The organism is Paenibacillus motobuensis (assembly GCF_039521865.1).
GTDB lineage: Bacteria > Bacillota > Bacilli > Paenibacillales > Paenibacillaceae > Fontibacillus > Fontibacillus motobuensis.
On sequence record NZ_BAAACX010000015.1, the window covers coordinates 239,298 to 261,303 of the forward strand.

The window sequence follows — 22,006 nt, forward strand, 5'->3', positions numbered from 1 at the left end:
CTTATGTATGACTATATTTTTCAAAATTGCAGGGATTTTGTGGGACTAGTTTGAGTATTATGGTAATATATAAGCAAATTCATAGATGAGGTGATTGATTCTTGATAGGTCGTAGCGGTAACCCCACTCTAAATGACAAGACTTTTGAAAGAGCCGGTCAGTTTAGTGATTTGGACCGGATGACAATTGGAGGCACAGTGAATAAGGCGTTTATTACGCTCATTATTTTGCTGGCAAGTGCCTTCAGTACATGGATGATGTTCTTCGACGGGAAGAATGTAGTTCCTTTTGCCATCGGCGGAGCTGTTGCCGGGCTTATTATTGCGATAATCCTTGCTTTTAAACCAGCGATTTCTCCCTATTTAGTACCGATTTACGCACTTTGTGAAGGCTTTTTCCTTGGAGCCATTTCAGCTACATACGAGACTTTATACTATGGAATCACTTTACAGGCAGCCTTGCTGACAATGGGTGTCTTTCTCGCTCTGCTGCTTGCATACAAGACAAGAATTATTAAAGCGACAGAGAATTTCAAACTCGGTGTATTCGCGGCAACCGGCGGCGTAGCACTGCTCTATCTGCTAAGCATTGTATTACGGTGGTTCGGTATTCAAATTCCTTATTTGCATGACAGTACGCCAATCGGTATCGGAATTTCCGTCGTCATCGTAATCATTGCTGCACTGAATCTGGTGCTGGACTTTGACTTTATCGAGAACGGCGCACAGAATGGGGCTCCGAAGTATATGGAATGGTATGGAGCCTTCGGTCTAATGGTAACGCTTGTCTGGCTGTATCTTGAGTTGCTTCGTCTGATCGCCAAGATTTGGAGCCGTGATTAGACAAAACTAGTGGTGTGTGTTCGACAAAACTAGTATTATTTTACCTTTTTTAGCGATTGACTCCAGTTCTAAATGTGAAATATATTAATGTCACACAGAGGTCGTTGTTCTTCATCTAGAGAACAAGGGCCTCTTTTTATATTTCATATCTAGGCACACTAATCGAAAGGTTAGGTCGCAAAGCTCTGGAGTCTAATGGTTCTGATCAGAATACTGATCCGGCTAATGACAGTCCGGCTGCATTCACAATGCTTATTGTAGATGCAGCCGGATTTTTTTGTTTTCTTCCTGGTTGCGAAGTCATTCCCAGTGAATTGCCTTCGTAAGATAAGTATTAGTGCCTGAAAAGAGGGGGGGATTAATGCAAGAAAAGTAGCCTGGGAGTGAAGATAACAAAATGAGGAGGAGCTATGAAAAGCGGATTTCGATTAATTGTTACTTGGTTGTGTATGATCTCCCTTATATTAGGGATGCCCTCTATGGCGTTGGGGGCCGGTGGTAGTAACAGTGATCCGGAGTGGCCGGCCCAAGGGTCGATCCGGCTGAACAAGACGGCAACCCCTACAGGTAACTTCGGAGAATGGCAGGTAACGCTGACTGTGGAGGGCAAGCAGTTGAAGACTAGCACAGACATTGTGCTTGTCATCGACAAATCGGGCAGTATGAACGATGGGAAGCGTCTGGCAAATGCCAAAGAAGCGGCCAAGAGCTTCGCGGATTCACTGCTAACGAGTGATTCGGGTGTACGTTTGGCGGCGGTATCGTTTAATAATGCGGCTTCTGATCCACCAGTGTATGGCTTTGCAGATGCATCTAAGAAGGATGACTTCAAGAAAGCCATTGATAAAATCAGTGCAACTGGCGGAACAAATATTCAAGCCGGAATTAAAGCTGCTGATGATCTATTGAAAAATAGTCAGGCTGATAAGAAGTATATCGTGCTGCTGAGCGATGGGGAGCCAACCTATAGTTATAAGGGGACGGCTGCTAAGAGTTATAACGACTGGCCTAATAACAAATACAACTTCACAATTACTGATTTTGACTTCACATCTTTAAAAGGAACTGGAAACAGTTTTTCCCTATCCAGCTATAATATTGGTACCTACAAGGTCACGGATAATGGACTTCCGACCATTTCCCATGCCAAATTGCTGCACGATAAGGGTATTGGTATTTATAGCATTGGCCTGGAAGTAGGCAACAACAGCAATGCTGTGTATGTACTCAACAACAGTCAGAATCGAGGCTACTATTCAGCGAACAGCGATGAGCTGAAGAAGGTATTTGCCGAGATATCCAGCGATATTAAATTTGCTGCCAAAGATGCGGTTGTGACAGATCCGATGGGCGAGAAGTTCAATCTGCAGCCGGGTGCGCTGGAGGGCAAGGACTACGAAGCGTCCCAAGGCGAGGTAGTATGGAACCCGGCGACGGAGACATTCCAGTGGAATGTCGGTACGGTCTCTGAGGACAAACCGGCGACATTAACTTATGTTGTCGTGATCGATCCAACTTCGAACCCGGTATCGGATACGTTGTATCCGACGAACGGAGAGACGACGATTGATTACACAAATGTGTATGGTCAGACGCATGTTGTGAAGGAATTTACTGTACCTGAAGTGAAGATAGGTCAGGTGAAGATCCTTGTTAAGGGCTACGCGGTGAATCTGGAAGGGAAGCCAGTAGATGAAGCTGGCAATGTAGTGGATAGTCCAGATCTAGCTAAAGAGCTTTACTCCGGGTACTATTCCGTCGATGGCAAGGACACATTCCCGGTCGGAGGTGAACCGGTTTCCGTACCGGCCAACCCAGTAGACGGATACAGCCTCAGGGTTGGGGATGATCCGACAAGCGTTACTTTAAAAGCGGCAGCAGAAAATATCGTACTGTTCGGCTACGCGAAGGTGATCGAGAAGCAGGTGACAGTAAAATATGTGAATCGCGATTCGAACAAGGAGATTGCTGATCCGGATGTGATTGAGAAGGCTATTGTCGGCGAGAAGATTAAGCTCGAAGCGAAGCAAATTCCGGGCTATACAGCAGAGGAGCCTACAACCTTTAATTATTCTGTAGAGAATAAGGATAATAATGAGCATATTTTCTATTACACGGCGGATGAGCAAAGCGTAACTGTGAAGTATCTTGAGAAGGGAAGCGGCAATGAGTTAGCGCCGTCCACTTCCGTACCAGGAAAGACAGGGGAAGCTGTGAAATTAATGGCTGTCACCGTTCCGGGTTATACTCCAGAGATAACGGAAGATATGTATACAGTGAAAGCAGAGGGTAACGAGTACATCTTCTACTATACTCAAGATGAACAACCTACCCAGGAACGTGCAGTAACGATCCACTTTCTTGAAGAAGGCACGGACGCTGTATTGCAGGACCCAGAGGTCAAATCAGGCAAGGTTGGAGATACATTAACTTGGACGGCCGAGAACATTACAGTAACTGATTCGGTATATGTTCCGGTTCAGCTTAACCATAGCTATACAATCACAAATGCAGAAGTTCAGGACTACTCTGTCTATTACAAGAAGAGTGATCCTGAAGAAAATTTGAAGCTTACAATTCATTATCTTGATCGGGCGACTGGAGTGTCAGTGGCTGAAGCGGATACGGTGTTCGGAAGCGATGGCAAAAAGATCACTTTGTTGCCTAAGGTCCCGACCGTAACGGATGCAGTATACGTACCAGAGCTGGAGAGTGCTGCTTATACCTTTACCGCTGAATCAGAGCAAGAGTATACCTTCTACTACAACAAACAAGTAGCTGAACGCTTGGTAACCGTGAAGTATCTTGAACAGGGTAGCCATCGTCAGCTTGCCAATCCTACCACGGTAAAGGGCAAGATAGGAGATACACTAACCTTAACGGCGATAAGCATATCTGGCTATACTCCAACGAAGTCCAGCGATACGTATAAGATCGGAGATGGCGAATCGCAAGAGTATATTTTCTACTACACAGCGAATTCGACTAGCCCAGGCAATCCTAGCTCAGGAGGCTCTTACACCTCTTACACATCACCTTCGCCATCACCAACACCACCAGCACCACCAGTGCCTCCATTACCGCCAGTACCGCCTAAGCTCGACACCGAGAATCACTTTGATTATATCCAGGGCTATCCGGACGGTATGGTGAAGCCGCAGAACAATATCAGCCGCGAAGAAGTGGCGGCGATCTTCTATCGTCTGATGGAAGGCGAGAGCCGGGCGAACTACTACTCAACAACGAATTCCTATAACGATGTGAAGGATACACGCTGGTCCAACAAGCATATCTCGACGATGGCCAATGCCGGAATTATTACCGGCTACCCGGATGGCTCCTTCAGACCGGGTCAGGCAATCACCAGAGCTGAATTTGCTGCTATTGCAGCTCGATTCGATAAGCTGGATGAGCGGGAGAGCGGACTGTTCACGGATATTAGCGGACATTGGGCTGAGAAGTACATTCTCTCGGCAGGTAATAAAGGATGGATCAAAGGGTATACGGATGGTACCTTCAGACCGAATCAATATATTACTAGAGCCGAGGCAATGTCCTTCATCAATAGTGTATTGAATCGCAAAGTGAAGGAGTCCGGAATCCATAAGGATGCCAAGAAGTGGCCGGATAATCCGGCAACGAGCTGGTATTACGAGGATGTCATTGAAGCGACGAACAACCATGATTATTCACGGGATACGGACGATTATGAGACTTGGGAACAGCTTAAGCCGCATAGAGTTGAACCCTAATGAATGAGTGATTTAACGTAAAGAGGAGGCTCCCGTCGGGGAGCCTCCTTGTGCATTATTATTGATATTTAGAGAATAAGTCCTTCATAAATTGATAGGTTAAAGGCATGTCCTGCTTAAGCCTAGCTTGTGTCTGCTCACTATATAGATACAGCGTCGCGGTTTCCGCGAAGTATTCGGTAGCGTACGATGATAAATATCCATCTCCCTTATAGTCGACGTCAGCTTCTTTCTTCCATATGTCTGTGAACTTTGTGGAAGAGCTGATGTTGCCGAGTACAAGGCGGTCTATGGCGTGGAACGTCTCATGCAGCTCCAGGTTTTGCCCGTTATGGCCTTTGCCTTTGTCGCTGTAGCCGATTCTGGCAATAACGATATTGGAGCTGACACCAGGAACGTCGTCCCAAGTGAGGCCGGTATTCTCCCATCCCCGTGGGGTGACTCCCTTATATTGCGAGAATTCAGGCTCATCGGTGATTTTTCCGGTAACGAGCTTAATATTTATTTGTTTATCCTTAAGAGCTTGCAGAAGCGGGGCGGGAATCAGTGCCAGATGATTCATCATCTTATCGGCTTCTAGCTTATCGTAATTGCCCTGAGGCAATATGACAATGTCTTTAAGCAGGCTAGTATCACCCTGAGCATAGCTTGATGGGGTAGAGAAGCTCATAACGATGAGCAGACAGGTAAGAAATAGGATCGGGATGCGTCGGATCAGCTTCATAATAATCCCTCCATTCATCTCATGAAATTTGCATAGTTCACCGAGTCGGAAGAAATGAATGAAGTATTCATCCGCTTCCATATCGGCAGCTGGCTGGCTTGGCGGCAGATCCGCTGTAGCCCCTGTAGCTTTGCGCCCCCATCTTTCGATGGGTTTGCCCTGAGCAATATGAAAATAGTAAGGTAGTTCAAAAAGTCCGCTTTTGATAAGAAAACCGATCGAAGTAATTCAAGGATGTGCGACCGCGATCCAGATGTAGGTTTTCTTGCGATATAGAATTTCATCAGCACGCTGATAACGAATAAATTCTATATCTAACACGAGGTGAATCAGGAAGTGGCTCGGCATCGAATCTTGAATTCAGCCGGGCTTTCCGGTGCTCACGTACAAACTACGTACGCTCCGCTCCTCAATCCCTAGCTTCATCCAACCTTCTCGGTGCTGAAAACCGACCTTTTTGAACTCATTGAACTTGAAAAAACTAATTTCCAAAGAACAAAAAATCCTTCTTACCGAGTAAGAAGGACGGTTCGAGCAGTGATCACGCTCTACAGCTTCTATATCGGCAACTGGCTGGCATGTGAAGGAATTCATCCTCACGAAGCCCCTATAGCTTTGCGTCCCCGTCTTTCGAAGGGTTTGCCTTGATCGATTAAGAGAATAATAGAATTGGAAAAAATATGAATCTATCTACTAATAAAAATAAATCTAATAGATTGAATAGTCAACTCTTTTCTGCTAAAAAGGGCGTGAATTCGAGCGGAATATACGTTATGACGGATTACTATGGAAAACGGACGGATGCAAGTGTTGGCAAGCGGGGCCTAGCTCTTGTGTTAAAACTAAAAATTTGGGACAATAGTACAGATTACATCCTTTTCGGAGTGACAGACGAGAGGCTATTTTACAGTTTTGAAAAGAGGAACTGGCATGAATAACACATCCATTTATGGATTTACATTAGAACAACTTGGAGCTTGGCTCGAGGATCATGGTGAGAAGAGATCAAGAGCTGGGTTTGTCTGGGATAACTTATATCGCAAGCGGGTTAAGAGCATTTCAGCAATGGTGGATGTTTCGGCTCCGTGTGTAGAATTACTAAGCGTTCATATGACGATGCAGACAATGACTGAGCATACTCGCCAGGAGTCCAAGGACGGCACTGTTAAATTTCTGTTCAAATTACAGGACGGCAATCTGATCGAGACGGTGCTGATGAGACATAAATTTGGCCTGTCCGTCTGTGTAACGACCCAGGTGGGCTGCAATATCGGCTGCAGCTTCTGTGCGAGCGGATTGCTGAAGAAAAGCCGGGACTTGTCCACGGGCGAGATTGTCGAACAGATTATGAAGGTTCAGCTCTATCTGGATGAGGCGCAGCGCGGAGAATTGGTTAGCCATATCGTAGTTATGGGGATTGGCGAGCCGTTCGATAATTTCGACAATGTCGTTAATTTCCTGAAGGTGATGACCGATCATAAGGGACTGGCGATTGGCCCAAGACATATTACGGTCTCAACCAGTGGCCTAGCGGATAAAATTAAGGAGTTTGCCGATCTCAACCTTCGTGTCAACCTGGCAATCTCTCTGCATGCCCCGAACAATGAGCTGCGGACCCGGATCATGAAGATCAATCGCGGTATTCCGATCGAGAAGCTGATGGAGGCAATTGATTATTACCTGCAGCGTACGAATCAGCGGGTTACGATCGAGTACATTTTGCTTCGGGATGTGAACGATGGCCGGGAGCAGGCTGTGGAATTAACTGAGCTATTGGACAGTCGCAGATCCTATGTCAATGTGAACTTGATTCCCTACAATCCGGTCGATGAGCACAGCCAGTACCAGCGTAGTGACAAGGATGCCGTGCTTGAGTTCTATGACGAGCTGAAGAAGCAAGGCATTAGCTGCAGCGTTCGGATGGAGCATGGCACCGACATTGATGCCGCATGCGGACAGCTCAGAAGTAAGCAGATGAAGCAGCGGGCGTAATCTATAACTTGGTCGAAAACGAACAAAAAGCAGCTCATATCCTGAATAGGAAGGGCTGCTTTTCTGCTATTACTGACAACCCCCGGAACTAACGAAACAGGGTATCGCTATTGCGCTCATCTATCTCATCTACGCTAATTACCCTCTCTCTGCGCCGCTGATCCGGAATTTTCTGGGGGTCATGCCGGTGAAATTTTTGAACAACTGCGTATAATAACTCTGATTGCAGAATTTGAACGTAAAGGCAATTTCAGAGATCGATTGATTCGTATGGATCAACAGGTGCTTGGATTCTTCGATCTTCCGTTGGTTAATGAACGTGGTGAGCGGAGAGCCAGTCTCCCGCTTGAAGCGGTCTGACAAATAGCTGGGATGAACCTTAAGAACATCGGCAATCTTCTGCAGGGTCAGTTCCTCGAAGATATGCTCACGGATATAGCGAATCGCCAGATTCACGATATGCGAGTAAGGCAGCTCAGCTTTCTCGGAGCGGATCATCGCCACGAACTGCACCAGCATTTCATATTCGAAATGAATGAGCCGTTCGACATCCCCGATCTTTTCGATTTCCAATATCACCGTATCGCTCAAATGGAAAGCGACCTCCGGGTCAACACCACCCTTAATAATCGCACGAGTAAATAAAGTGCAGGAAGCGATCAAGGCATTCTTCTTGGAACGAAGCGGGTAGGTGGCAAGTACTGCGGCCTCTAGCTCATTGATTCTGTGCAGCATTTCCATAGCTCTATGTTCATCGCCAAAGCGGATAGCTTCCAGCAGCTCATGCTCATAATCGAAAGGGGGATGGATGAAATTGTCGCGCAAATACTGCATCCGGGATGATACATAATACGGCGGATTGTCCGGACGAGAAGACTTGTTCATTATTTCCCACCACCTAAAAATATTGATAAAAAACTTGATATTTTAGTATAACATAACCTCTTTTCGCACTAAAATTCAAGCATAACCTGTTAGGGAGGAAGGGCAGATTATGACCTGGAAAATATCAAACGCTGAACTGTCACAGCAAGTTTTGCTCAATATGGAAAGTATTTTTGCGCTTGGCAACGGTTACTTGGGAGTGCGCGGCAACTTTGAAGAAGGTTATGGAGCAGATATGTCCACGATTCGTGGTACTTATCTGAATGCTTTTCACGATGTGATTGAAATTCCTTACGGTGAGAAATTGTTCGCCTTTCCTGATACACAACAGAAGCTTGTTAACAATATCGATGCTCAGACGATTCTGATCTATTTGGGTGATGAACAGGAACCGTTCCGGCTTGATCAAGGAACGATTACAGCTCATGAACGCAGTCTGCATATGGATAGAGGCTATGCGGAGAGAATGGTGCAGTGGAGATCACCTGGTGGCAAAGAGATCAAGCTGACTTTCCGCCGTCTCGTATCCTTTGCTCACCGGGAATTGTTCGCAATTCAGTTACGGATCGAACCGATAAATTACAACGGTTTGGTGAGAATCGTCTCGACCGTGAACGGTAAAGTGACGAATTATACAAATGCCAATGATCCCCGCGTGGGTGCCGGACATGCCGAAAGGATGAAGGTCATCGATACGGGCGTTCAAGGCGATATGGGCTATGTTGTTGATGAGACGTTTGTGTCCAAGCTGCGTGCGGCTTGCGTGACCCGTCATGATCTGAGTACCAATGCCGATGTTCAATGGCAGGCTGATGAGGGCCAAGTGACTTACACAGCATCCTTCACTTTGGAAGAAGCAGTAGCTCTGACGAAGTATAACCTGTACACAGACAGCCTCCGTCATGGCGAGGCGATTGTCGAACAAGGGACTCAACTGCAGGAAGGTCTGAAGGAGCTATCCTTTGAGCAACTGCTGGCTGAACAGACGGCATATTTGCAGGAATATTGGAAATCCGCAGATGTGGTGATCGAGAATGATGCGCAACTGCAGGAAGGAATTCGCTTCAACCTGTTCCAACTGCTGCAATCAGCGGGCCGGGATGAGCACAGCAATATTTCTGCCAAAGGCTTAAGCGGTGAAGGCTATGAGGGCCATTATTTCTGGGATACGGAAATTTACATGTTCCCGATATTCCTGATGACGCAACCCGATATTGCCCGTCAACTCCTGCTGTATCGTTACTCTTCACTCGATCAGGCCAGAGCCAGAGCGCGTGAGATGGGGCATAAGCAGGGCGCGTTATTCCCATGGCGCACAATTGCGGGCACAGAGTGCTCCTCGTTCTTCCCGTCGGGAACGGCGCAATATCATATTAGTGCAGATATCGCTTATAGCTATATCCAGTATTATCTTGCTGAGCAGGACAAAGGCTTCCTTCTGTCCTATGGCGCAGAGGTGCTGATTGAGACCGCCCGTCTATGGGCCGAGATCGGCCATTACTATAACGGTGCCTTCCATATCGACGAGGTGACCGGACCGGATGAATACACCTGCTGCGTGAACAACAACTACTACACCAATGTGATGGCCAAGCATAACCTGAAGTGGGCAGCCAAGAGCTGTTCGATTCTGAAAGATTATAATGCTGCCGGCTTTAAGGCGCTCTGTGTCCGTCTTGGAATTACCGAAGAGGAGATTACGGCGTGGGAGAAGGCTGCTGATGCTATGTTGCTGCCCTATGATGAAGCATTGGGCATTAACCCGCAGGACGACACGTTCCTTCGCAAGGCGGTATGGGACTTCGACAACACGCCGAAGGAGAAGTATCCGTTGTTGCTGCACTATCATCCGTTGACCATTTACCGCTATCAAGTGTGTAAACAGGCAGATACGGTGCTGGCTCACTTCCTGCTCGAGGATGAACAGAGCGAAGAGACGATCAAGCGTTCATACGACTACTATGAAGGAATCACGACGCATGATTCTTCCTTGTCTTCCTGTATCTTCAGTATTATGGCTTCAAAAATCGGCAATGTGGAAAAGGCGTATGAGTACTTTATCGAGACCGCGCGCCTGGATCTGGACAATACACATGGCAATACGAAGGATGGCCTGCATATGGCGAATATGGGCGGCACGTGGATGTCGATCGTATACGGCTTTGCTGGTATGCGTTTGAAGGAGAGCGGGCTTTCGCTCGCGCCAGCGATTCCGCAGGATTGGCAGAAATACGCTTTCCGCCTCAATTTCCGTGGTCGCCTCATTGGTGTATCGATTGGCAAAGATAGTGTAATGCTTGAAATTGTCGAAGGAGAGGCTATCTCCATTAAGCTTTATGATGAGGAAGTAAGGTTGGAGCCAGGACAATCGGTGAAGCGGGCGCTTCGGTAGTCATTTTATTAAATAGGAACGGATGAACGGTGAAGGGAATTCCGCTCGCATCTTACCTAAATGTAAATAGTACAACTAAATGCGTAAGAATCGGCGTAACTCAGGATTTAATTGCAAAATATACACTTATTTGCACGATCAATTTCATATCGGGTCTAAAACACAAAAAATAGCTGCAGAGATGCAGCTATTTTGTACTTTCAAAGAGAACTACGCTTAATAAGTGCATATTAGCAGCTATTTCTATTTCCTATTCAATAAGGGAAGAAGTATACGGGCCGACAGATACTCATTTTCTCCATCCCGTTATTACATTGCGTGTTCAAAAATCCTGTTTTACAGTAACTCGTTTCTTCGCTTCAAATGGCGATATAGAATGAGGCTGGCCAATGAGCAGATAATCGCACACAGAGCGATAAAGCTGTATCCAGCCTGCAGTCCGCGCAGCAAGCCGAGCTCTGAGCCTTGGCTAGTCATGAACAGCCGTTTGATCCCGTCGGTAATCGCACCGATCAGATAGTTGCCGATGACACTGCCGACGCCCATTAGCGTGACGATGAAGGTAATGGCAGTGTCGCTGTTGCTGCGGTATCGCTTGGCGATCAGCGCCATGATGGTCGGATATACCGGGGCGATACCAATGCCGGCAATCGCGAACAGAACCGCTCCCGGCTCGCCGATCAGAATGGCAGCGAAGGTGCATACTCCTGTGAAGGCCGCCAGAATAATTAAGGATAACGTGAATCCGATCCGGTCAACAATGGGGCCTACGAGCAGACGCGCCACGGTGAAGCATAGGAAGAAGCCGGACAGCATCCCGGCTGCTGCGGTCGTATCCCAATGATAGGCCTTCTCCAGGAAGTTAACGAGCCATCCGCCTACGGCCAATTCGGATACGACGCCGAAGGACAAAATGGTGACGAGCAGCCACATGACCGGGTCGCGCAGAAATGCTTTGATCGGCGTGCGTTCTTCTCCCGAATCGTTCTGATCCGGGAATCGTCCAAGCAGGGCCGGGATCATCGGGATAAGACATAAGGACAACACGACCAAATACATGCCTCTCCAATCCAGCGTGTGCCCGAACAGAGTGACCGTCATTAAGCCGGATGCGAGCATCGGGGCGACCGTTGAACTTAAGCCGTAGAAGAAATGCGATAAGTTCATCATCGTACCGGTATTTTTGACAAAGATCTGCGCGCCCAGCACAGCTAGTGCGATCTCCAGCATCCCGTTGCCGAGGTACATGAAGAAATAGGAGCCGGTTAACGCAGGATAGCTCTGGGACAGAAATATGAAAATTCCGGAGGCAACCATCGAGCCAAAAGAGATTAATGTTACACATTTGACGCCCCATTTACGTACCAGGATGGCGGTAAATGAACAGGCTAGCAAGTAGCCGAGTGAATTCAGCGACAGCAGCGTTCCAATCTGCATCTCGTCCAGACCGAAATTAGTCTGAATTCGCGGAATGGCTGGGCCCTTAACATTCTCGGAGAAACCGAATACAAGAAAACCGATAAATACGGTCAGAACCTGGAATATGTAATTGCGCTTTGAAGCTTTTGATGACGTAATCAAAATGCCCTCCCTGATCCATGAATGATGTATGAATAAGAGAGAGAATATCACAGTTCAGGCAATCCAGCTAGTTGAAAAATGCGCTTTGATGGTCAAATATATACATTCAAATAAGTGGAACCTTGCACAGATAAAACGAGAAAGGACCTCGGGAGTCCCCGGGTCCTTAATAATGCATTATGGAATATCGCATTTGTTCCTGATAAATGAGATTTGGTTCTCAAGACGATGAATTTGTTCTTGAATATCTTTGCCCGCTTCGCCTTGTCCGCGCAGGGATTCAAGCTCTTGTATCAGTTGATGAAGATCATCTCCCGATTGAGAGCAATCATAATTGCTATTGATATCCTTCAACATATCCTAAACACCCTCCATAATATCAATTGGACTCGCATGATTTTGTCCTCGGGGACAGTCCTTAACACGCATATTATGGCAGTTTTCAATGTGAAGTTATTCAGTAAAGTTTGCAGATATCTTATACTTCGTGATCAAAAGCGGACTCCTCTATAATTGTGGGAGGATTTCAGCCCACACAATATCCAAAATCTCTTGCATATGCTCTTCCTGGCTGTTGATGGCAATGACAGCGTCCTTATCGGACAATACGATGCAGAACTGACCATAGGCTCCATCGGCGCGGTAGGCGTCATGGGTACACATCCAGAATTGGCATCCGTAGCCTTGGCTCCAATCTACGCTGCCCTGGTTGTCGATCTGCTTGCGCGTTACAAAGTCAATCCACTCCGCAGGCACCAGCTGCTTGCCCTCCCACATGCCCCTCTGCAGCAAAAATTGCCCAAATCGGCTAAGCTCCTCATTGTTGATGACCAATCCAGCGCATCCGAGCGTAATGCCTAGCGGGGAGGTCTCCCAGTATACATCATGGATCCCCAACGGCTCGAACAAGTGAGGGGTCAGATAATCCTGCACGGTCTGTCCTGTGGCAGCCTGGATTAATGCCGAGATGATAAAGGTATCTCCGCTACTGTAGGTGAACAGTTCCCCTGGGGCTCTGTCCAAAGGCAGGGACATATAGTATTTCACCCAATCCTTTTCTTCAAGACTTGCTCTCTCCGCCGCAGTAAGCGGAGGGTTGTCATGTCCGGAAGTCATGCGGAGCAGATCATACAGGGCTAGATCGCCAGGGCACATGGCCGGCTCTATATTAGCGTCTTCAACGACATATTGCGGGAAAAATTCGTTCAACTTCGTATGTAATGACAGCTTCCCTTCGGCGATCGCTAGCCCTGCCGCCATACAAGTGAACGATTTGCTGATAGAGTGCTGAACACGACGCTCATCTATGGTCAGATCCCACTGTGCAGCTAACTCTCCATGCTGAAGCACACGTGTGGACAATACGTTCAATCCTTGCTCAGTAACACGATCGACAAAACCTGTAAGTGACAGAGTCATGGTTAGGGAGCCTTCTTTCTTGTTTAAATAAATAGAAACGTTTCATATAAACGCTATCAAAAAAGAATTTATTACATTTTCATCAAGGTGTCAACCGCCGCGGTGGAAGCCGTAGGTGTGGCGTGATCTGGACCTGTTTCGGGCTGTAAATGCATGATAGAACATCGATTTTTGGTGATTTTACAGTCATAGGAGGCTCAGAAATGTTTTATAAAAAATAGGGTTGACACGATCTGAGAACAGGAATATGATGTTATCGAAACGATTCGAGTTAATCGCTTACATCATCCTTAATTTTCCTGTATCCGGGCCTGATTAACATGAGTATCATAGGCTTGTACCCTAATGGTATGGGAGAGTAGAAGGATTTCGGCCATTTTCTCGAATATTTCCTGTGAAATGAGAAACGTTTCGTTTCAGTTTCAGTCTTGTAGTCTGATAGCACTTGGATTACGTGAATAGATCATTACAGCTGCTTGCAAAGAAGCCGCTTAAATCATGTATTGGTGAAAGGGGTTACATATGGCGCACATCACGATAGATACAGGATCGCCGACACTGCGAATGACAACTAGTATCCATGTGATCTCTCCCATTGATAGTGGAGTTCCCTCAGACAGTACCTTGTATCTACTGCATGGTGCAGGTGACAATGCGAGTACCTGGCATCGCCTGACAACGGTGGAACAGTATGCTGCAAAGTATGGCTGCACGGTTATCATGCCGCAAGTGAATCGTAGCTATTACACCGATATGGAGTATGGCTTGGATTATTTCCATTATGTCACGCAGGAGCTGCCAGCATTTTGTTCTTGTCTGTTCAAGCTGAACGATGATCCGCAGAACACCTATATTGCAGGCTTGTCCATGGGCGGATATGGCGCGCTTAAGGCTGCTCTCACTTACCCGGAACGGTATGCAAAGGCGGTATCGCTCTCCGGGGTAACCGACATGCAGCAGCGTCTTCGCGATCCGAAGATGGAGCCGGGGATGGCCCGGGAGATGCAGGCTGTCTTTGGAACCGAGCTTCTCGTCAGCCCGGAGCAGGACTTATATGCTCTTGCTGCTCAACGGATTGAAGATGGTGTGAAGCTTCCGGCCCTGCTCTGCTGCTGCGGAACGGAGGACCCCTTCATCGGGATGAACCGTGAGTTCGCCGATCATATGCAGTCTACACCATTTGACTTCAAGTATGTGGAAGGGCCGGGAACCCATGACTGGCTCTTCTGGGAGAAGCATCTTAAGACCACGTTTGAGTTCCTATTCGATGAAAAGAAATAAGTAGAGTGAGGGGATGCAATTTGAAACCTGCTGCCATAGGGCCTGACAAAAAAATAAATACTCAATCTAAACCACGGTCCTGGTTCATGGAAATCTGGAAGCACCGGATGACCTATACGCTGCTCCTGCCCGGCTTGATCTGGTTATTTGTATTTGCCTATATGCCGATGGGCGGCTTATCGCTAGCCTTCAAGCATTACAAAGCCAATATGGGAATCTGGGGAAGCCCATGGGTAGGATTGGAGAACTTTAAATACGTCTTCCGTGATCCTACTTTTATTGATGCGATATGGAGAACGTTATACGTCAACATCATCAAGTTCTTGATTTCATTTCCGTTCCCGATTCTGCTTGCTCTTCTACTGAATGAGCTGCGGATGGGCAAGATGAAGAAAGTGTTCCAGACAATATTTACTTTCCCGCAATTCTTGTCATGGATTATTGTGTCGGGGATTGTTATCAATGTTCTATCTTATGACGGTCTGCTGAATAGTGCGCTCTCGATGCTTGGGCTGTCGACGATCAATTTCCTCGGCTCGGAGAGAATGTTCCTACCGATGCTGATCCTAACAGATATCTGGAAGTCAACAGGATGGGGAGCGATCATCTTCCTGGCGGCGATCTCCGGAATCGATCAGGATCAATATGAATCAGCGCAGATCGATGGCGCCTCACGGATGCAGCAAATATTCAAAATTACGCTTCCGAACATTCTGCCAACCGTTACGGTCATGTTCATTCTGAATGTGGGCGGTCTGATGTCAGCCGGCTTCGATCAGATCTTCAACCTGGCGAATGCAGCAACACAGAACGTATCTCAGGTACTGGATGTGTATATTTACCGGATTACGTTCCAGTCTTCGACGGACTTCTCGTTCTCTACGGCGGTCAGCTTGTTCCGGTCACTAGTCAACATGATTCTGCTGCTGTCTGCGGACCGGGTTGCAAAAATGATGGGTGGAGACGGATTATTCCGTTAGGAAAGGAGTGTAGTGATAGATGAGTACGAAAGCTGCGAAACGACATAAATTCCGGGTCGGAAAAATGACGTTTCTGGATTATTTTCTACTGGTTCTGTTAACGGTATTGTCCTTGATGATCATCATTCCTTTCTGGAACGTCATTATGATCTCGTTCGCAACCCAGAAGGAGTATGCGGATAATCCGATGTTGATGTGGCCGAAGCACCCTACGCTGGATGCTTATCGGGCGCTATTCCAAGATGGAAGACTTCTCGGGGGCTTCCTGAACACGTTCAAGATCTTGCTCGTCGGACTACCGCTCAGCTTGTTCCTGACGAGTACGATGGCCTACGGTCTAAGCCGGAATAAGTTCCCCGGCAAGAAGGGCATCTTCTTCATCGTCCTGTTCACGATGATATTCAACGGTGGGATCGTTCCGCTATACCTGGTTATGAAGTCGCTCAACCTGACTGGATCGCTCTGGTCCGTCATCTTGGTAGGAAGCTTCAGTGCCTTCAATATGATACTGATGATGAACTACTTCCAGGGGCTGCCGGAATCGCTGATGGAATCGGCGAGACTTGACGGAGCCGGGGAATGGAAGATCCTCTTCTCCATAGTGCTGCCGCTTGCGGCTCCAATTATGGCGACAATTACTTTGTTCTACGGCGTGGCTTTCTGGAACGGATGGTATGATGCGATGATCTTCCTGCGCAAGGCGGAGCAGCTCCCGCTGCAGAACGTCCTGCGGACAATCATTGTAGAATCTACCACGAATGTATCCAACGCTGCCAGTGTGGATGCCTTGGCCAAATCGGGCTTCTCCACAGGCATGAAGATGGCCTCGGTCTTTGTATCGATGCTGCCAATTATGTGCTTCTTCCCGATGCTGCAGAAACACTTCGCCAAAGGGGTGTTAACAGGGGCAATCAAGACCTGATAACCAATAGATTTTTTAGAGGCAGTTCAAAGAGTTCACTTTTGATCACGAAGTGGATTTTTGAACAAGACTTGTAACAAAAATCTTATTAACACGGGGGTAAAGTATGAAAACGAACAAAAAGTTGTCAGTAAAACCTCTTCTGGCCGTCGTACTTGTACTAACGATGATGCTGACGGCATGCTCCTCGAAGCAGGATAATACGTCCAGTGCTGGAGGCAATGCCAAGGATGAGAACGGTGGATACAAAGATAAGTTGAAAATTTCCACTGCACAGTTGACTGAGGTGAAGGACGGCCAGATGAACAATGAGTTCCACAAATTCTGGACGGACAAGTTCAATATCGAGTGGGATTACAACTATGTACAATGGGATTCCTGGGCTGAGAAGCTGCGCCTCTGGATCAACTCCGGCGACCTTCCTGATGTGGCAAGCTGGAACTATGTACACGGCGATTTCATGAACTATGTAGATCAAGGACTACTATATAAATTCCCGGATGATTGGAAGGAACGCTGGCCGAATATTGCGGCTGCTTACAAGCTGACTGGACTTGGTGACAAGCTGGAAGAGTTGACTGGCGGTACTTACATCCTGCCAAAACCAGTGTACTTTGAGAATAAACCGGCAGATCCTCTTACGAACCAGATCGGTGTTATCGCACTGCGTAAGGATTGGGCAGAGGCAGTTGGTTTTGAACTGAAGGATGCTTATACAACTAGCGAATTGATGGAATATGCAAGATTGGTAAAAGAGAAGGATCCCGGCAAGCTGGGCTCCAAGCTCGTTCCGATCTCATACAACGCGGATGATGCGCTGACAAATATCATTATGGCGAATAGTGAGCACTCCCGTGTTGAGTCCGCATTCTACAAAGGTGAGGACGGCAAATTCCATTGGGGTCCTGCTGACCCTGAGACGCTGACGGGTCTTAAATTAATGCAACAAGCCTACAAGGAAGGCCTCTTGAATCCAGAGTTCTACACTTGGAAGAACAATGAGGGCAGCGATAACTTCAGAGTGAAGGGCGTAGCAGCTATTACAAGCCTTGGCGGCCTGGCGTCATACAGAAAAGACATGGATACGCAAATGAAGAAAAACCTCGGTGTAGACAGCGACGAGCTTGTTCATACAGCTATCGTTCTTGGGGATGACGGTAAGTACCGCAACCTGGAACAGCCTAACTTCTGGTCCTCGTTGATCTTCTCCCCAGATATTAACAAAGAGAAATTCGAGCGCATTATGGATCTGATTGATTATTCAACAAGTAAGGAAGGCCAATTGCTGTTGAATATGGGCTTCGAAGGCACGGACTGGAAATATGATGATAACAAAGAACTTGTGAGCTTGCTTCCAGAAGGAACTTCTCTGGAAGATAAATATCCAGCCCGGTTTGAAGGTTTGTATGTTCTTGGCGATGACTTCAGTATTATCAATCCAGCCATCAAGAAGGAATATCGTGATAGATCTGTGAAGCTTTATCAAGACAAGGCGAAGCTGGGAGTAGAAGGCGGTAAGCTGGCTACCTACGATTGGGATGTACAATTGTATGACTCCAAGGCGAAGAGCCAAGCGTCGTTCGAATATCAGAACGAATATGCTAACTTGATTTTGCAGCCGGGTGATTTGGAAGCCAACTGGAAGAAGTGGGTTGAAAGCAAGCAATCCTTGGTTCAACCGGTTCTGGATGAGCTGAACAATTTGAATAAGTAGGATACCGCTTCAATCAGATTCAGACTGAGGCGAATGTCCGCAGTCCGAGTCGATGGAACCCGGCATGCAGGATAGGATGCAGCCGGGTTTCTTTTCATGAAGGATAGGAGGAATAGAGAGATATGGCAGCCACCATTACAGATTCGAAATATAGCATTCAGGCCGGAGATCTGAGCTTTACTTTTTGGGAGAGCGGAGATTTGCATCAGGCTGTTAGTGGTTCAACCATGATCAATCAGCTTATGACTAGCCCTGTGGAAGGATCCCTGAACAATATATACTTGCGCATTCATAGCGAATCAGGTATTTCCTTTTACCCGTTGCTGGGCATTCAATCGGGAAGTACAGTAAGCGTCGGCAGGGATCGTATTGTGTGGGAAGGAATTGCCGCAGGGGTAGAATACCGTGTAATCTTCGCATTGTCGGCTCAGGGCATCTGGTTCTGGGATGTAACGGTTCAAGGCAAGGGCGTCACTGTAGATGTGATTTATGGGCAGGATATCGGAAATGCTGATATCGGAGCTGTACGTAGTAATGAAGCATATTTATCGCAATATATAGATCATTCCGTATTCGAAGATAAGGACTATGGCTATGTCGTCTGCTCCAGGCAAAATATGCCGCAAAGCGGAGGCTTCCCATATTTACAGCAGGGCTCGCTAACCCGTGCAGCGGGGTTCTCTACGGATGGATTTCAATTCTTCGGGCTCTCTTATAAAGAGACCAATCTACCATCCTGCTTGAGCGAACCCAAATTGGCTAATGAGATTTATCAATATGAATTCGCATATACAGCGCTCCAGTCGGAGATGGTCTCGCTAGATGGCGAAGCGCGCTTTGTGTTCTATGGTCTCTCCAAAGTAGATCATTCGGCCGCTGTGACGGAGTTGGAATATAGAGAAGAGATTGTTAAGGCATGGCAGGATTACAATTCGGAAGTGGGAAGTGGCGAACTAAGACGTATACAGCCTATGCGTTTCAAGCCGGAATTCGGTCAACCAGTCCAGGCTCTTGCTATGACGGAAGAAGAAGTAGATGCCTTGTTCCCTGGGCCATTGAGACATCAAGAAGAGCGCAAAGATGGGAAGCTGCTCGCTTTCTTCACCGAAGCTTATGAGCATGTGATTCTGAAGGAGAAAGAACTGCTCGTCGAACGCCCGCATGGACATATTCTGATGAGCGGCAGCAATGTAGAACTGGGAGCTAAAGTTGTTACGACAACCTCATATATGTACGGTATTTTCAATTCTCATCTTGTTGTTGGCAATACGAACTTCAATAAAATGATGAGCAACGCCCGCAACGCGCTTAACGTGCCGAAGGTAGCCGGACAGCGGATCTACGTAGAGCTCGGGGGCGAGTATCGGCTGTTGACGATGCCATCGATGTTCGAGATTGGCTTCAATTATGTACGTTGGCATTATAAGCTATCCGATGATGTTCTTGTGATCACGAATTATAGTGCCGCGGAATTGCCAGTCGTTCGCTTGCATGTGAAGTCGAAGAACGGTAAGAAGTACAAGTTCCTGGTGACCAACCAAATTACGATGGATGTTAATGAATATGGGGCTTCGGTCCGTATGACGGAGGAACAGGGTGTCCTGACGTTCTATGGCGGCCAGGATGAGATTCGCGCCCAGGCTTATCCGAACCTGAAATACCGGATGCAGGTGCATGGAACGGACGTCGAAATTGGCGATGAGACTATGCTGATGGATGGGATTCCTTCAGGCTCAGCATCACTGGTGAATATGAAGCTGGCATCTACAAGTGAGTGGAGCCTTACGATGCAAGGGTTGCTTGAGGGTGAAGAGATCGCTATAGACGCGATATCGAATGCCAATACAGAGATCGAAGCCTACCGCAGCTTTCTGAATAATGTCATGAACGGGTTCCGTCTTAGAGATGCGGACGGCCAGGAACGAGATGATTTGTTCAAATTCAATGCACTGTCCTGGTGGTATACGCACAATATGTTGGTGCACTATTCAGTACCTCATGGATTGGAGCAATACGGAGGCGCAGCCTGGGGAACACGCGATGTATGCCAAGGTCCGACGGAATATTTTATGGCCACTCAGAAGTTTGAACAGGTGCGGGATATTCTGCTGACGGTATACAGCCATCAATTTGAAGATGACGGGAACTGGCCGCAGTGGTTCATGTTTGACCGCTATGCCCAGATACAGCAGGAGGAGAGCCACGGCGATATTATTGTCTGGCCGTTGAAGGTGCTTAGTGATTATTTAGCGGCTACACAGGACTATGGCATTCTGGAAGAGTCTGTTCCATATACAGTGAAGGGAAGCTTCCGCTTTACAGATCAAGCCTATACGATCCTGGATCATATGAATCGAGAGATTGGTTATATCCGCAGCCACTTCCTGCATGATACGTATCTATCCTCATATGGGGACGGGGATTGGGATGATACACTACAGCCAGCAAATGCACAGTTGAAGAAGTATATGGTTAGCAGTTGGACCGTTGCTCTGACTTACCAATCTATGAATCAATTGTCTAAGGCATTGACTTCCGTTCAACCAGAATTGGCTGCTGAGCTTGCGGAGATGACTGACCGGATCAGACAAGATTACTATCACTATATGCTGCAGACGGACGTGATCCCGGGCTTCCTCTACTTGGAGAATCCCGAATCAGCGAAGCTGATGCTGCATCCTTCGGATACGGAGACAGGCATTCAGTATCGTCTGCTTCCAATGACTCGGAGTATGATTGCCGAACTGCTTGATCCGCAACGTGCGGCATCGCACTATGAGCTCATTAAGGAGAAGCTGTTCTTCCCGGATGGTGTGCGCTTGATGAATCGTCCAGCTCAGTATGCCGGTGGAGTCAGCACGCATTTCAAACGGGCGGAGCAAGCTGCTAACTTCGGTCGCGAGGTTGGACTTCAATATGTCCATGCTCATATCCGCTTCATAGAAGCAATGGCCAAGCTGGGACATGCGGAAGACGTATGGCATGGTTTGCAGGCTATTAATCCTGTAGGCATCCAGGATGTGGTTCCAAATGCGGAGATCCGTCAGAGCAATGCCTACTTCAGCAGCTCGGACGGGAAGTTCAATACGAGATATGATGCTCAGACGGGCTTCGAACAGCTGCGCAGCGGCGAGGTTCAAGTCAAGGGTGGGTGGAGGATCTACTCCAGCGGCCCAGGGATCTATATGAATCAGCTGATCTCCAATGCGCTTGGAATTCGCCAGGAACAGGGCGATCTCGTGATTGATCCGGTATTGCCAACCGAATTGGATGGATTGCACTTCGATTTCCAATATGCTGGAATGAAGATTACTTTCATCTATCATATAACAGGCGGACCGGTGAACGCAGTGGCCTTGAACGGAAATCAAATAGATACTGAGAGACTGACGAATCCTTATCGCCAAGGTGGAATACGGCTATCCCAATCCGTCTTCGAACAGGCGATGAATCCAGAGGATCATGTCATTGATATTTTTATGTAAATTTATGGCGATCTGTATAGATCGCCCTTTTCCATAA

14 protein-coding genes and 3 riboswitches are annotated in these 22,006 nt (G+C 47.3%); of the genes, 9 read left to right on the forward strand and 5 right to left on the reverse strand.

Features of this window, described 5'->3' with window-relative positions:
* Positions 1–101: 101 nt before the first annotated feature.
* On the forward strand, positions 102–842 hold the full coding sequence (locus tag ABD014_RS17055; RefSeq protein ID WP_068778761.1) for a Bax inhibitor-1/YccA family protein: 741 nt from the start codon (positions 102–104) through the stop codon (positions 840–842).
* A gap of 142 nt (positions 843–984) precedes the next feature.
* Positions 985–1,087, forward strand: a riboswitch (cyclic di-GMP riboswitch).
* A 234-nt stretch (positions 1,088–1,321) separates the two neighbouring features.
* Positions 1,322–4,594 carry an S-layer homology domain-containing protein gene (locus ABD014_RS17060; RefSeq protein ID WP_343863045.1) on the forward strand — a complete coding sequence of 1,091 codons (3,273 nt, stop codon included), beginning with the start codon at positions 1,322–1,324 and terminating at the stop codon, positions 4,592–4,594.
* A 58-nt stretch (positions 4,595–4,652) separates the two neighbouring features.
* Here ABD014_RS17060 and ABD014_RS17065 read toward each other — a convergent pair whose 3' ends face one another.
* The gene (locus tag ABD014_RS17065; protein WP_343863046.1) at positions 4,653–5,318 is read right to left on the reverse strand and encodes an anthrax toxin lethal factor-related metalloendopeptidase; all 666 of its coding nucleotides are present in this window, start codon (positions 5,316–5,318) and stop codon (positions 4,653–4,655) included.
* Positions 5,319–5,399: 81 nt separating this feature from the next.
* A riboswitch (cyclic di-GMP riboswitch) is annotated at positions 5,400–5,487 on the reverse strand.
* 392 nt (positions 5,488–5,879) lie between these two features.
* Positions 5,880–5,972, reverse strand: a riboswitch (cyclic di-GMP riboswitch).
* 276 nt (positions 5,973–6,248) lie between these two features.
* Here ABD014_RS17065 and rlmN point away from each other — a divergent pair.
* A complete protein-coding gene (gene rlmN / locus ABD014_RS17070) occupies positions 6,249–7,310 on the forward strand; it encodes a dual-specificity RNA methyltransferase RlmN (protein ID WP_343863047.1) in 1,062 nt (353 codons plus the stop codon).
* A 138-nt stretch (positions 7,311–7,448) separates the two neighbouring features.
* Here rlmN and ABD014_RS17075 read toward each other — a convergent pair whose 3' ends face one another.
* Positions 7,449–8,195, reverse strand: a complete 747-nt coding sequence (locus ABD014_RS17075; protein WP_343863048.1) for a helix-turn-helix domain-containing protein — start codon at positions 8,193–8,195, stop codon at positions 7,449–7,451.
* Between the two features lie 109 nt (positions 8,196–8,304).
* Here ABD014_RS17075 and ABD014_RS17080 point away from each other — a divergent pair, with 109 nt between their 5' ends.
* Entirely contained in the window at positions 8,305–10,587 is a 2,283-nt protein-coding gene (locus ABD014_RS17080) for a glycoside hydrolase family 65 protein (RefSeq protein WP_343863049.1), read from the forward strand.
* A 336-nt stretch (positions 10,588–10,923) separates the two neighbouring features.
* On the opposite strand, the gene ABD014_RS17085 is transcribed toward ABD014_RS17080, so the two are convergent.
* From ABD014_RS17085 to ABD014_RS17095, 3 genes are all read right to left on the reverse strand, one after another.
* The gene (locus ABD014_RS17085) at positions 10,924–12,168 is read right to left on the reverse strand and encodes an MFS transporter (protein ID WP_343863050.1); all 1,245 of its coding nucleotides are present in this window, start codon (positions 12,166–12,168) and stop codon (positions 10,924–10,926) included.
* A 177-nt stretch (positions 12,169–12,345) separates the two neighbouring features.
* Positions 12,346–12,525, reverse strand: coding sequence for a DUF2524 domain-containing protein (locus tag ABD014_RS17090; RefSeq protein WP_343863051.1), 180 nt, complete (start codon positions 12,523–12,525; stop codon positions 12,346–12,348).
* 150 nt (positions 12,526–12,675) lie between these two features.
* Complete coding sequence (locus tag ABD014_RS17095) at positions 12,676–13,587, reverse strand: serine hydrolase domain-containing protein (RefSeq protein WP_343863052.1); 912 nt, start codon at positions 13,585–13,587, stop codon at positions 12,676–12,678.
* Positions 13,588–14,109: 522 nt separating this feature from the next.
* Here ABD014_RS17095 and ABD014_RS17100 point away from each other — a divergent pair.
* The 5 genes from ABD014_RS17100 to ABD014_RS17120 all read left to right on the forward strand — a co-directional run bounded on the left by ABD014_RS17100 (position 14,110) and on the right by ABD014_RS17120 (position 21,969).
* Positions 14,110–14,868: an alpha/beta hydrolase gene (locus ABD014_RS17100; protein WP_343863053.1), complete on the forward strand. Its 759-nt coding sequence runs from the start codon at positions 14,110–14,112 to the stop codon at positions 14,866–14,868.
* A 20-nt stretch (positions 14,869–14,888) separates the two neighbouring features.
* Positions 14,889–15,848, forward strand: coding sequence for an ABC transporter permease (locus ABD014_RS17105; protein ID WP_343863054.1), 960 nt, complete (start codon positions 14,889–14,891; stop codon positions 15,846–15,848).
* A 19-nt stretch (positions 15,849–15,867) separates the two neighbouring features.
* Positions 15,868–16,770: a carbohydrate ABC transporter permease gene (locus ABD014_RS17110; RefSeq protein ID WP_343863055.1), complete on the forward strand. Its 903-nt coding sequence runs from the start codon at positions 15,868–15,870 to the stop codon at positions 16,768–16,770.
* Positions 16,771–16,876: 106 nt separating this feature from the next.
* Positions 16,877–18,484: an extracellular solute-binding protein gene (locus ABD014_RS17115; RefSeq protein WP_343863056.1), complete on the forward strand. Its 1,608-nt coding sequence runs from the start codon at positions 16,877–16,879 to the stop codon at positions 18,482–18,484.
* Positions 18,485–18,606: 122 nt separating this feature from the next.
* Entirely contained in the window at positions 18,607–21,969 is a 3,363-nt protein-coding gene (locus ABD014_RS17120; RefSeq protein WP_343863057.1) for a GH36-type glycosyl hydrolase domain-containing protein, read from the forward strand.
* Positions 21,970–22,006 lie beyond the last annotated feature (37 nt).